Source organism: Natronospira elongata, assembly GCF_034931365.1.
GTDB lineage: Bacteria > Pseudomonadota > Gammaproteobacteria > Natronospirales > Natronospiraceae > Natronospira > Natronospira elongata.
Genome location: NZ_JAYGII010000005.1, coordinates 52,408 through 64,696, shown reverse-complemented (window position 1 = coordinate 64,696; position 12,289 = coordinate 52,408). Strand labels below are relative to the sequence as shown.

At 63.4% G+C, this 12,289-nt stretch carries 14 protein-coding genes; 8 read left to right on the top strand and 6 right to left on the bottom strand.

Annotation, left to right across the window (positions count from 1 at the left end):
- Window positions 1-18: 18 nt before the first annotated feature.
- From VCB98_RS03960 to gpmI, 5 genes are all read right to left on the bottom strand, one after another.
- Window positions 19-573 carry a DJ-1 family glyoxalase III gene (locus VCB98_RS03960; protein WP_346050599.1) on the bottom strand — a complete coding sequence of 185 codons (555 nt, stop codon included), beginning with the start codon at window positions 571-573 and terminating at the stop codon, window positions 19-21.
- Window positions 533-1,261, bottom strand: a complete 729-nt coding sequence (locus tag VCB98_RS03955; RefSeq protein ID WP_346050598.1) for a divergent polysaccharide deacetylase family protein — start codon at window positions 1,259-1,261, stop codon at window positions 533-535. The genes VCB98_RS03960 and VCB98_RS03955 overlap by 41 nt, the downstream gene beginning before the upstream one ends.
- Window positions 1,262-1,335: 74 nt before the next feature.
- Window positions 1,336-2,598 carry a S41 family peptidase gene (locus tag VCB98_RS03950; RefSeq protein ID WP_374729191.1) on the bottom strand — a complete coding sequence of 421 codons (1,263 nt, stop codon included), beginning with the start codon at window positions 2,596-2,598 and terminating at the stop codon, window positions 1,336-1,338.
- Between the two features lie 145 nt (window positions 2,599-2,743).
- Window positions 2,744-3,910, bottom strand: a complete 1,167-nt coding sequence (locus VCB98_RS03945; protein WP_346050596.1) for a murein hydrolase activator EnvC family protein — start codon at window positions 3,908-3,910, stop codon at window positions 2,744-2,746.
- Between the two features lie 126 nt (window positions 3,911-4,036).
- Window positions 4,037-5,572, bottom strand: a complete 1,536-nt coding sequence (gpmI, locus tag VCB98_RS03940) for a 2,3-bisphosphoglycerate-independent phosphoglycerate mutase (protein ID WP_346050595.1) — start codon at window positions 5,570-5,572, stop codon at window positions 4,037-4,039.
- A 190-nt stretch (window positions 5,573-5,762) separates the two neighbouring features.
- Between gpmI and VCB98_RS03935 the strand changes: the two genes are divergently transcribed.
- From VCB98_RS03935 to VCB98_RS03920, 4 genes are all read left to right on the top strand, one after another.
- Complete coding sequence (locus VCB98_RS03935) at window positions 5,763-6,200, top strand: rhodanese-like domain-containing protein (RefSeq protein ID WP_346050594.1); 438 nt, start codon at window positions 5,763-5,765, stop codon at window positions 6,198-6,200.
- 63 nt (window positions 6,201-6,263) lie between these two features.
- Entirely contained in the window at window positions 6,264-6,524 is a 261-nt protein-coding gene (grxC, locus tag VCB98_RS03930; protein WP_346050593.1) for a glutaredoxin 3, read from the top strand.
- A gap of 99 nt (window positions 6,525-6,623) precedes the next feature.
- Window positions 6,624-7,130, top strand: coding sequence for a protein-export chaperone SecB (gene secB, locus VCB98_RS03925; protein WP_346050592.1), 507 nt, complete (start codon window positions 6,624-6,626; stop codon window positions 7,128-7,130).
- A gap of 3 nt (window positions 7,131-7,133) precedes the next feature.
- Window positions 7,134-8,138, top strand: a complete 1,005-nt coding sequence (locus tag VCB98_RS03920) for an NAD(P)H-dependent glycerol-3-phosphate dehydrogenase (RefSeq protein WP_346050591.1) — start codon at window positions 7,134-7,136, stop codon at window positions 8,136-8,138.
- Between the two features lie 186 nt (window positions 8,139-8,324).
- Here the strand turns inward: VCB98_RS03920 and VCB98_RS03915 are convergent, their stop codons facing one another.
- Complete coding sequence (locus tag VCB98_RS03915) at window positions 8,325-8,780, bottom strand: tRNA (cytidine(34)-2'-O)-methyltransferase (protein WP_346050590.1); 456 nt, start codon at window positions 8,778-8,780, stop codon at window positions 8,325-8,327.
- A 60-nt stretch (window positions 8,781-8,840) separates the two neighbouring features.
- Here VCB98_RS03915 and VCB98_RS03910 point away from each other — a divergent pair, with 60 nt between their 5' ends.
- The 4 genes from VCB98_RS03910 to VCB98_RS03895 all read left to right on the top strand — a co-directional run bounded on the left by VCB98_RS03910 (window position 8,841) and on the right by VCB98_RS03895 (window position 12,265).
- Window positions 8,841-9,794: a dihydroorotate dehydrogenase gene (locus VCB98_RS03910; RefSeq protein ID WP_346050589.1), complete on the top strand. Its 954-nt coding sequence runs from the start codon at window positions 8,841-8,843 to the stop codon at window positions 9,792-9,794.
- A 307-nt stretch (window positions 9,795-10,101) separates the two neighbouring features.
- Window positions 10,102-10,998: a hypothetical protein gene (locus tag VCB98_RS03905; protein ID WP_346050588.1), complete on the top strand. Its 897-nt coding sequence runs from the start codon at window positions 10,102-10,104 to the stop codon at window positions 10,996-10,998.
- Window positions 10,995-11,618: a PilN domain-containing protein gene (locus tag VCB98_RS03900; protein ID WP_346050587.1), complete on the top strand. Its 624-nt coding sequence runs from the start codon at window positions 10,995-10,997 to the stop codon at window positions 11,616-11,618. Before VCB98_RS03905 ends, VCB98_RS03900 begins: the two co-directional genes overlap by 4 nt.
- Complete coding sequence (locus tag VCB98_RS03895; protein WP_346050586.1) at window positions 11,615-12,265, top strand: type II secretion system protein GspM; 651 nt, start codon at window positions 11,615-11,617, stop codon at window positions 12,263-12,265. Before VCB98_RS03900 ends, VCB98_RS03895 begins: the two co-directional genes overlap by 4 nt.
- Window positions 12,266-12,289: the final 24 nt, after the last annotated feature.

Below are 12,289 nucleotides of genomic sequence, written 5' to 3'. Positions count from 1 at the left end.
GTACCGCCTGGGGTTGAGTCAGGGCCGTTGCAGGCGGCCTTCAACCTCTTCCCGTTTCTCACGGCCAAGCAACAGCTCGACCAGATGCAGGGCAAAATCCATGGCGGTGCCCGGCCCGCGAGAGGTAATGACCTTGCCGTCCTGGACCACCGCCTCCTCACGGTACTCCCCCACCAGATTATCGGTATGGTCGAGAAAGCCCGGAAAGCTGGTGGCCTTCTTTCCGCGCAGCAGGCCGGCGCTGGCCAGCACCTTGGGCGCGGCGCAGATGGCCCCGGTGAACTTGCCCGACTCCGTCATCTGCTTGAGTAGCTTGATCACCCGCTCGTCTTCCTGGAGATGGCTCGCACCGGGCATGCCACCGGGCAATACCACCATGTCGAAGTCCCTCTCCAGGGCCTCGTCCAGATTCATCTCGATGCCCAAACGAATGCCGTGACTGCCGGTGACGGCGGTGCCGTCGAGCCCGGCAATGCTTACCTCGACACCGGCGCGTCGCAGCAGGTCAATGATGGTGACCGCTTCCAGTTCCTCACAGCCGTCCGCCAGTGGCACCAGCACTTGCTTGCTCATCGCTCGCCCCCTCTGAAAGGACAGGATCGTCCCCGCCTTCAAGCAGGGCCGATGCGTTGATCAATTCCACACCACTTTCGGTTTCCAGCCAGGGCAGCCGTGCCTCCAGCACCTCCAGGGTCTCGGGATAGGGATGGCCAATGACAACGACTTCTCCCCGCTGGTGGGCAATGCGAATGGCTCGGTCCAGGGCCGCTTCAATCTCCGCCGGATCCCGGCTGCGATCCAGGAAGATGTCCCGACGGCCCGCCGGCACGGCGTGTTCACGGGCGACATCATAGGCCACGCTGTGCGGCGTGGTGCGGCTGTCGATGAAAAACAGGCCCGCCTCACGCAACTCCTCCATCAGCCAGGCCATGGCTCCGGGATGGCGGGTGAGCAGGCTGCCCATGTGATTGTTGACGCCCCGAACGCCCGGAACCGACGCCAGGCTGCGGCGGAAGGTCTCGCGGAAAGTGGCCTCATCCATGTCCAGTTCCAGCCGCCCGGGCCCCAAAAGCTGATTATTTTCCTTCGCCTGCAAGGGAAGGTGCAGCATGACTTCCTTGCCGTTCTCGGCACAATCGCTGGCGACCCGCCGGGCATGCGGGGTATGGGGGAGAATGGCGCAGCTCAAGGGCACGGGCAGGTCAACGGCCCGACGATCCAGCAGCAGGCGGTCACCCAGGTCGTCAATGATGACCGCCATGCGGGGCGTCTCCCCGACCGTGAGGCCCGGGAGACAGCTCAGCAGAAATAATACCCAGAGCCTGCTTACGAACCTCACTGGCCTTCCGCCATCCGCTTGCCGTCCATGCCACGGAGGACACGCACGGCGTGCCCCAGGACCTCGTCATCGTCATCAAAGGCCACCGGTTCGGCCGTTTGCCAGGCCTGCCGGGCACGTTCCCCCATGGCAGCCCCTTCCCGTGGCACCGCTTCATCGTCGCGAAAATCCAGGTCCGGATGCACGCCATCCTTTTCGATGGCCCGCCCAAGAGGGGTGACATAGCGTGCCGTGGTCAATTTCATGGCCGCTTCCCCGGACAGGGGCATGATGGTCTGGACCGAGCCCTTGCCAAAGGAAGAGCTGCCCAGGACCGTGGCCCGCCCGTGATCCTGCAGGGCACCGGCAACGATTTCCGAGGCCGAGGCACTGCCCCGGTTGACCAGCACCACGATGGGGGCGCCCAGCATCAGGTCACCCTGGCTGGCTTTGTGACTGAAGCGTGCCGAGCGGGTTCGTCCTTCCGCCGAGACGATCACCCCTTCTTCCAGAAACAGGTCGCTGATTTCCACCGCGCCCCGCAGGATGCCCCCGGGGTTGTTGCGCAGATCAAGCACCAGACCTTCAAGATGGCCGCCGTTCTCGGTGGTCAACTCGGCGATGGCCTCCCTGGCCTGACGCCCCACCTGGTCACGGAAATGACTGACCCGCAGATAGCCGATACCCGGCTCCAGCAGACGGGAACGCACGCTGCGGGTCTGAATACGTTCTCTCACCAGCTCCACATCCCGGGGCGCGTCCTTGTCAGGCGACAGCACGCCGAGGGTAATCGAGCTGCCGGGTTCGCCGCGCATCAGGCGTACCGCCTCATCCAGACTCATGCCCTCGAGGGAATCGCCGTCAACGCTGAGAATCCGGTCACCGGCTTTCAGGCCAGCCCGTTCACCAGGGCTGCCCGCAATCGGAGCGATCACGGTCACCACGCCGTCCTCCTGGGTCACTTCCAGGCCCAGCCCACCGTAGCGGCCGGAGGTGGTGTCCTGCATCTGGCGATACTCCTCGGGATCGAGAAAGCCGGAGTGATCATCCAGGCTGGAGAGCATGCCGCGAATGGCATGCTCCATTAGCTCCTCGTCGTCGATGGGGTCAACATAGCCCTGGCGTACCCGTTCCAGTACTTCCGCCAGCAGCCGCGCCTGCTCATAGGGCAGCTCCGCCTGTCGCTCCCGCTCGGCAAAGACGCCATGGGTGACCGACAACAGGCTTCCCAGCAGAAAGCCGATGGCCAGAACCAGCGCGGTGCGTGTTTTCATCGACATCAGATCCATGGTTGTGCCCTATTTCGGGGAGGCCCAGGCAAGCCCTTGAAAGCCCTGTCCTGATACTAGCAAGTCCACGCTTAATCGGACCACCGCCGCAGGCGCAGGTTTCAGTGCTTGCTGACCGGCGGCGATGATCGACTCGTCAGCGGTTCGCGAGCCAGTTGGCGGGGTTGACCGGATCGCGGCCGTTGCGGATTTCAAAGTACAGGCCGCTGCGATCCTGGCCACCACTGTCGCCAACAGAGGCGATCACATCACCCGGCCGAACCCAGTCGCCCACTTCGTGGTAGACGGCTTCATTATGACCATAAAGGCTCAGATAGCCCTCGCCATGGTCGAGAATCAGGACCAGGCCGTAATGCTGCAGCCAGCCGGAGTAAGCGACGCGGCCATGGGACACGGCCCGCACCTCGCTGCCCCGGTCGGCCTGGATCACCAGCCCGCGCCAGCGCATGCGGCCACCGGCGCGGGAATCCCCAAAGCGGCGCGTGAGTCGGCCGTCCACCGGCCAGGGGAGTTCGCCACGCAATTCGGTAAAGCGCCGGCCACGGTGCAGATCGGAGGGAATGTCTTCCAGTGCATCCTGCAGGGAACGGATCAGCTGCTGCAGTTCGGCCTCGTCCTCTTCCAGCCGGGTCAGTCTCTCGCCCCGGTCCCTGAGTCGGGCCTCGATCTCTGCCACCGCTTCTTCCCGGGATTCCCGGGTTGCTTCCATGGCTTGCAGGGAGTCCCGCTGACGACTGCGGGCCGACGCCAGCTCCTCCAGCGCCTCATCCACTTCCTCGGCCAGGCTGGCAAGGCGGCGGACATGTTCGCCGATCCGTTCAATGCGGGCGCTGCGGGCGCGATTGAGATAGTCGTAATAGACCAGCATGCGACCGAATGCGGCCGGGTCTTCCTGGTTCAGCAGCAGTTTGAGCTGTTCTTCCCGGCCGGTCCGGTAGGCGCCCTGGATCTGTCGTGCCAGGGCCTCCCGTTCGGTGGCGATCTCCTGCTCACGCTCGGCCTTCTCTGACTGCAGATCATCCAGACGGGCTTCGCGAGCGGCAATATCCGATTCGATCCGGCGCAGTTCGCGGCCCAAGCGGTTGACCTCCTCTTCGGCCGCACGCAGGGCTTCACTGGCCTGGTCCCGTTGGCCGCGCTCGGCTTCCAGGTTCTCGCGCAATGACTGGATGCGGGATTGCAGCGCCTCCAGTTCCGCCTGGCGGGCTTCACTGTCGCTCGATTCCTCGGCATGACCGCTCATTGCCAGCCCGAGGCCAAGCAGGCAGCACAGCAGCAAGGCGAGTGAGCGATGGCGATCCATGAAAGGGTCCAGTCGAGTTCGTCCGAGGGTGCAAGATAGGCCCGAAGGGGTCGAGCCCGCAAGCACTCCCGGCGTCTACCCAGCAGACGCTGTCAGGCGATGGTTTCCCGGTCGCTGGATGGAGTGCTAGCGCTTGAGCTCGACCAGGCTGTGGCCGCTCATTTCATCGGGAATGGGCTGGCCCATCAGTGTCAGCATGGTGGGGGCGATGTCACAAAGCCCACCATCGTCCAGCAAACGGCCCTGGCGACCCACATAGACCAGGGGCACCAGATTGGTGGTATGGGCTGTGTGAGCCTGACCGGTTTCGGCATCCGCCATCTTCTCGGCATTGCCGTGGTCGGCGGTGATCAACATCTCGCCACCGGCTGCGCGGATTGCCTTGTGCAGACGGCCGAGGCACTGGTCCAGCGTCTCGATGGCCTGGATTGCCGCTTGCAGATTACCGGTGTGACCCACCATGTCGGCATTGGCGTAGTTGCTGATGATGAAGTCGTACTGGCCCGACTCGATCGCTGCCACCAGCTTGTCGGTCACCTCCGGTGCACTCATCTCCGGCTTGAGATCATAGGTCTTGACCCCCGGTGAGGGCACCAGCACTCGATCCTCGCCCGGATAGGGTTCTTCGCGGCCACCGTTGAGGAAGAAGGTGACGTGGGCATATTTTTCGGTTTCCGCAATGCGAAGCTGGCGCAGACCCAGGGCCGCCCCGTATTCGCCCAGATTGTTCTTCGGCTGGCTGGGGGGGAAGGCCACCGGCAGATCGAAGTCTTCCTGGTACTCGGTGGTGGTGACAAAGCCGGCCAGTGCCAGGCGGCGACGCTGGAAGCCGTCAAAATCCTCGGCGGTGAAGGCCTGGGTCAGCTCACGGGCCCGGTCGGCGCGCCAGTTCATGAAGATCACCGCGTCGTCATCGGCGATCACGCCATCGTCACCGTCGATCCAGGTGGGGCTGAGGAACTCATCGGATTCGTCGCGGGCATAGGCAGCCTCCAACGCCTCGAGGGCGGTGGCCGAGCGATGCTCGCCCTCACCGCTGGTCATCAACTGATAGGCGGCCTGGATTCGGTCCCAGCGCTTGTCCCGGTCCATGGCGTAGAAGCGGCCCACCAGACTGGCGATCCGGCCCCGCCCGACCTCCTGAAACACGGCTTCCAGGGCCTCCAGCGAGGCCTTGGCACTGCGCGGCGGGGTATCGCGACCGTCGAGGATGGCATGCACGAAGATCTTCTCGGCCCCCCGACGAGCGGCCAGGCGCACCATGGCGTGGAGATGGGATTCATGGCTGTGGACGCCGCCGGGAGAGAGCAGCCCCGTGATGTGGACCGCGCCACCGCGCCGGATGGCCTCGTCGACGGCCTGACAATAGGCCGGATTCTCGAAGAAGCTGCCATCGTCGATGGCGGCGCTGATCCGGCCGAATTCCTGCTTGACCACCCGCCCCGCGCCGAGATTGATGTGGCCCACCTCGGAGTTGCCCATCTGCCCCTCCGGCAGGCCCACCCGCGGCCCGGAGGTGTGAATCAGGGTATGCGGGCAGGATTGCTGCAGCTCGTCCCAATTGGGGGTGCGGGCGAGGCTGATGGCGTTGTCTTCGCCATCCGGGGCCTGGCCCCAGCCATCGAGAATGACGAGAAGCACGGGTCTGGGCGTGTCGGCCATGTCGTATCCTGGTCTGATCTTTGCGGGGGCCGCAAGTGTATTGAAATCCGGCCCGATTTGCATCCCGGCGGTCCTGTTCGCGGGGCCCTGCTATAATGCGCGCCCGTTCCCGCCCGGCGACCCTGCAGCGGTCGGCGGGACCGGGCCATGAACATTGCCTGAACGCGCGCAACTGGAGCCGCTCACCACCATGGATAGAGTTCTCGAATTTGCCAGCCATCACCCCATCCTGGTGCTGGCCCTGGTGTCGGTTTTCGCCCTGTTTCTGTTCACCGAATTCCGGCGTCTGTCCCGCCCCTACCGGGAGGTGGAACCCGGTCAGGCGACCCGGCTGATCAATGACGGTGCCGTGGTCGTGGATGTTCGCCAGCCGGATGTCTTCAAACGGGGACATATCGCCGGGGCAGCCAACTATCCCGCCGATCGATTCGATGCCTTTGAGGATGAGCTCAACAAGCGGCTCAAGCAGGCCAAGACCCAGATGGTGCTGCTCTACTGCGAGATGGGCATGACCAGCGCGCGCACCGCCACGCAACTGGCCAAGAAACAGGCGGAACTGGACGTGGTCCACTTAAAGGGCGGCATCACCGCCTGGCAGCGTGAAAACCTGCCCCTGCGCAAGGGTTGAGGCCGGTAACGGTAGCTGGGTGCCGGCGTCTCAATTGACCCACCAGCCGCCAGGAGAGATGTCATGGACCATCCACCCGTATTGATGTACAGCAAGCGTTCCTGCCCCTTCTGTGTTCGTGCCAAGGCACTTTTGCAGTCCAAGGGTGTGGAATTCGAGGAAATCGACCTCATCATTGAACCTGAACGGCGGGATGAGATGATCCGCCGGGCAGGGGCACGGACCGTGCCCCAGATCTTTATCGGCGACCAGCCCATCGGCGGTTATGATGAACTGTCCGCCCTTGAGCGCGACGGTCGCCTGGATCAGTTGCTGGCGGCCTGAACGCCGCCAGCAGGAAATCACCGCCGGGACATCAGTCCCGGCGTTACTTTGAACGCGGGTGATGCACCCGCTTGCTTATGACCGAATCGTGGAGGAAGTATGGCCGAACAGGATAATGCCAATAACGGCGCGGGTGCCCAGGCCAATCAACAGGGCCAGAAATCGCTGCAGATCCAGCGCATTTACGTCAAGGATTTTTCCTTCGAATCCCCCCAGTCGCCTCAGGTCTTCAGCCAGGCCGATTTCCGGCCGGAGTTCAAGATGAATCTGGGCAATCAGGCCCGCCAGGTAGGTGAGGATCTATACGAAGTGGTCCTGACCGTGTCGGTGGAGGCCCGCCAGGATGACAAGCCTGTGTTCCTGGCCGAACTGCACCATGCGGGCCTGTTCACCGTGACCGGTTTCGAAAAGGAAGAGGCCGATGTGGTCCTGGGGTCCTTCTGCCCCGCGCAGCTCTACCCCTATGCCCGAGAGGTGATCACCTCCACGGTCGTCAACGGGGGTTTCCCGGCCCCGCAACTGCAGCCGGTCAATTTTGATCAGCTGTATCAGCGTCAGCGCGAACAGCAGGCCGGAAACGAGGCCCAGCAGGGCGGACAGGCCTGAAGCATGCCCCGCGGCGAAGCCATTGCGGTGCTTGGCGCTGGCGCCTGGGGAACGGCGCTGGCGATTCAGTTGGCACGCAGCGGCCGTGAGGTCCGTTTGTGGGGCCGCGACCGCGGCCACGTCGAGGAAATGCAGGCCGAGGGTGAGAACCGCCGGCGCCTCCCTGGCGCCGCCTTTCCTGCCAGTGTCGAGGCGGTCACTGCCTTCGACCAGGCCCTCGACGGCGTTCGTGATGTGCTGGTGGCCGTACCCAGCAAGGCCTTTCGGGAAATGCTCGAGCACCTGGCCGCGCAGCGGCCGGCCGGCTTGCGGCTGGCCTGGGCCACCAAGGGCTTTGAGCCGGGCAGCGGGCGCCTGATGGAAGCCGTGGTGGGAGAAATCCTCGGAGAGGATCTGCCCATGGCCGTCCTCACCGGCCCCACCTTCGCCGCCGAAGTGGGCCGCGGCCTGCCCACCGCCATGACCGTGGCGGCCGATAACCCGACCTTTGCCGAGGACCTCGCCACCAGCCTGCATGGGCCCCGCTTCCGTGCCTACGTCTCTGATGACCTGATCGGCGCCGAGGTCGGCGGGGCCATGAAGAATGTCATCGCCATTGGCGCGGGCGTCTCCGATGGCCTGGGTTTTGGTGCCAATGCCCGAGTTGCCTTGATTACCCGCGGGCTGGCGGAAATCATGCGCGTGGGCGCGGCCCTGGGCGGCAAGGCGGAGACCCTGACCGGGCTTGCCGGCATGGGCGACCTGGTCTTGACCTGCACCGACGATCAATCCCGCAACCGCCGCTTCGGCCTCGCCCTGGCCGGTGGCAAGACCATTGAACAGGCGCGGGAAGAGATCGGGCTGGTGGAAGGGGCCGTGGCCGTTGCCGAAGTGCTTCGCGTGGCTGGCCAACTCGCCATTGAAACTCCCATCAGTGAACAGATCCATGCCCTGGTCTATGACGGTGTCTCTCCTCGTGAGGCGGCCGAGGCGCTGCTCTCTCGGGATATGAAGCCGGAGTTGTCCTAGCTGGGGGAGATCGCGGATAAATCCGCTCCTACGGCGGCTTCGGCATACGCTATAGGCACCGTGGGAGCGAATTCATTCGCGATTAAGAGCCACCGGATGGCACCAGGGCACAAGCCTGAACCCAACCCTCTGGCCGAATCGAAGGCCACTACCCCCAACCCAGGCGACCACCCATAATCCCAGGCATCAGACAAAACCCACCTGCCGCCAGGCTTCGTAAACGCAGACCGCAACGGCGTTGGAGAGGTTGAGGGAGCGGTTGCCCGGCCGCATGGGCAGTCGCAGTCGGTCGGAAAGGGCTGGGTGGTCAAGCACCTGAGCGGGCAGGCCGCGACTTTCCGGGCCGAACAGGAAGGCATCCCCGCTTTGAAAGCGGGTGTCGTGGAAAGGCTGACTCACCTTGCTCGACAGGGCAAACAGTCGCGCCGGGGCCACGCTGTCGAGAAAGGATTCCAGGTCATCGTGGGCCTCCACCACCGCCCGCTCCCGGTAATCCAGCCCCGCCCGCCGCATCTGCTTGTCGGAGAGCTCGAAACCCAGCGGATGAATCAGGTGCAGCCGGCAGCCGGTGTTGACCGCCAGGCGCATGACATTGCCTGTGTTGGGCGGAATCTCCGGTTCATAAAGTACAATATGAAACACAATTCATCCCCAATGATGGCCTCGGCCCCCGTGGGCCGCCTGCAGACGAGAGTGTAATTGATGAGCGAAACGGCTGAGCAGCGGGTACCCGACGCCCTGAAACTGGACTTCTGCGGTCTCCGCTTCAACTCCCCCCTGGTGCTGTTGTCCGGCTGTGTCGGATTCGGCGAGGAATATACCCGGGTCGCGGGTTTCTCCAATCGGGACGTGGGGGCAATCTGCCTGAAGGGAACCACCGGCGAGGCCCGCCTGGGCAATCCGCCGCACCGGATCTACGAAACCCCCGGCGGCATGCTCAATGCCATCGGGCTCCAGAACCCGGGGGTGGATCATGTGGTGGACAATATCCTGCCGGCGCTGGATTTCGAGGAAACCCGCTTCATCGCCAACGTCTGCGGTTCGACCATCGAGGAGTATGCCCGGGTCGCACTGCGTTTTGATGACTCGCCCATCGATGCCATGGAGATCAACATCTCCTGCCCCAACGTCAAGGAAGGTGGCGTCCAGTTTGGCAATGTCCCGGAAATGTCCGCCCGAGTGGTGGAGGCCTGTCGTCGCGAGACCGACAAGCCGCTGATTACCAAGCTGTCCCCGAACCAGACCGATATTCAGGAAAACGCCCGCCTCTGCATCGAGGCCGGCAGCGATGCCTTTGCGGTGATCAACACCGTCTCCGGCATGGCCATCAATGCCGAGGCACGCCGGCCGGTGATTGGCAATGTCCAGGGCGGGCTGTCCGGCCCGGCGATCAAGCCGATCGCCCTGCTCAAGGTCCACCAGGTGCACCAGGTTGCCGGCCCTCACAAGGTCCCGATCATCGGCCAGGGTGGCATCCAGAGCGTCGAGGATGCCCTGGAATTCATCATTGCCGGCGCCAGTGCCGTGGGCGTGGGCACGACCCTGTTCTACGAGCCCCTCGCCTGCCGCCGCCTGAATGCGGGGATTGCCGATTACCTGGATCGTCACGGCATGGCCTCGATCACGGAGCTGGTAGGCAGTCTCCAGCTTGGCTGAGGCGCTGAAAAACGTGACAAATCGCCCGCAAAATTCGTGCTGATCATTTACACTCTTGACAACGGTGGTTTATTATTGGCTAAGAAACATCGGTATTAAGTTAAATTAGCGACATCCGAGGGGGGCGGCGCAAGGAAGCGTTCGGGTGCCGATGGCACCCGGTATGTGGTGATGGAGTGGATCGGCTCGGCACGGGCCGCTAGCCCTGTGCCAACCCTACCCGGCCTCGGGACATGATCAAAGCCAGAGAGAGCCCAGGAGGTCGGCCCTGCTGTCCCTTTTCCGCAGTCGCAAGAACGAGCATCGATTGACCGGCCTGACGGTGTCAGCCTCCGGTGCCAGCCTCGCCTGTATTGAACGGGGACCGGGGGACGTTCCCCGTGTGCTGGCTCTGGGGCAAAGCGCCAGCCCGGCCAACGGCTGGGATGATATTGAAAAGCTCGTCTCCCGCCACGGTCTTGCCGGTGCCCGCGCCTCGGCCCTGGTTGCGGGTGAGAACTACCAGCTCTTGCTGGTGGAAGCCCCTGATGTTCCTCCCGAAGAATTGCGCTCGGCCATTCGCTGGCGGATCAAGGACCTGATCCAGTTCCACGTCGACGATGCCACCATTGACGTCTTCGAAATTCCCGATCAGAAGCGCCAGTCGGGCCGCTTGATGTATGCCGTGGCCGCCAAGACCCCGCGCCTGAAGGAAATCATCAAGGGTGTGGAGGCGACCGGCCTGAAGCTTGAGGTGATTGATCTTCCGGAGCTTGCCATACGCAATATCGCCGCGCTCATGGACGGGGATGTGCGTGGCATGGCTTCCCTGTATCTCGGCGTCGACCGTGGCTTCATTGTCATCAGTCGACAGGGCACCCTGTTTCTGGCGAGAAGTCTGGATGTGGGTGAAGACCGGCTTGCGGCTGCCGACGAGACCGAACGCCAGCGCTTGCTGGAGACCGTGGCGCTGGAGATGCAGCGCTCAATGGACTACTACGACAGTCATTTTCAGCAGCCCCCCATCGGCAGCATTGCCTTGATGCCCACTGCGGTGGAATTGCCCTTTCTGGGTGAGCATCTGGAATCCAGTCTCGGGGTCAATGTGCAACAAGTCGATCTCAACGACTTGCTGGATAGCGATGAAATCATGGATCCACGCCTCCAGGCACGTTGTCTGCTGGCCCTGGGCGCCGCTCTGCGTCGGGAGGAGGTGGTTCTGTGAACCAGAACATCAATCTCTACCATCCGATTTTCCGGCGCCAGAGAAAGATTTTCTCCGCCGAGACCATGCTCATGATGTTGGGCCTTCTGGTGCTGGGGCTGGTTCTGATCTCCACCTGGAGTCAGTGGCGTTATGCCAGCCTGCAAGATCGCATCGAGCAATTGGAGCAACAGGAGGCTCAGGCCCTGGAGCGCCTGAGCCAGTTGCAGGAGACTCTGCCGCCACGTGAGCCCAGTCCGGCCCTGCGCCGGGCCGTGGAAGCCTCGGAACAGGAATTGGCCCTCAAGGAACGGGCCCTGTCGGTGCTGGACAACGGCGAAATCGGGCGCATGGACGGCTTCTCCGAACAGCTGGCGGCATTGGCTCGTCAGCGGCTGGAGCCGGTGTGGTTGACCCGCATCAGGATTGAGGGCGACAGCCGTCACCTGCGCCTGGACGGGCGCACTCAGCGCGCCAGCCAGGTGCCGGTCTATCTGCAGCGTCTGTCCGAGGAAGCGGTCTATCGCGGGACCGACTTCCACACCATGCGTATTGACCGGCGGGAGCTGGACAGTGGGCAGCGGGTGCTGGAATTCCGACTTTCCACTCGTCCGGAAGACGGTGAGGAGGACGCGCAATGATGGCTCGTATCCAGCTATTGCGCGAGCGGATTGATGCTCTCAGCCTGCGCGAACGGGTGCTGGTTTTCCTCGCCGCCGCAGCCGTGGTGGCCTTCATCTGGCACACCTTCTTCATGGCGCCGCTTTCTTCCCGGCAGGAAACGGCACAGCAGCAGATCAGCGATCTGCGTGAGCGGGTCGCCGAGGCCAATGCGGCGGTGGGTGAGATCATCCGTGCGCGGGAAGCCGACCCGGATGCCGACCGCCGGGCCCGTCTTGCGGAGCTCGAAGAGCGAATTCAGGCACTGGACGAGAATCTGGCGGCGCGCACCGGCGATTTGATCGAGCCGGGCCAGATGGCCCTGGTGCTTGAAACCATGCTGGAACGTCAGGAAGGCCTGGAGTTGCTCAGCATGCAATCCCTGTCCCCTCGACCGCTGATGGATGATGAAGGCCTGGAAGGGGTCGGGAATATCTATCGCCACGGTGTGCGCATGGAGCTGGAAGGGAGTTTCACTGCCATCCTGCGTTACTTGCGTGCCCTGGAAGCGATGGACTCCGATTTCTACTGGGGGCTGCTGGACGTTCAGATGGAAACCTATCCAAACAATCGAATCGTCCTGATTGTCCACACCTTGAGCCTCCGGGAGGGTTGGATTGGTGTTTGAACAAAAAGCCAGAATAGTGGCCGG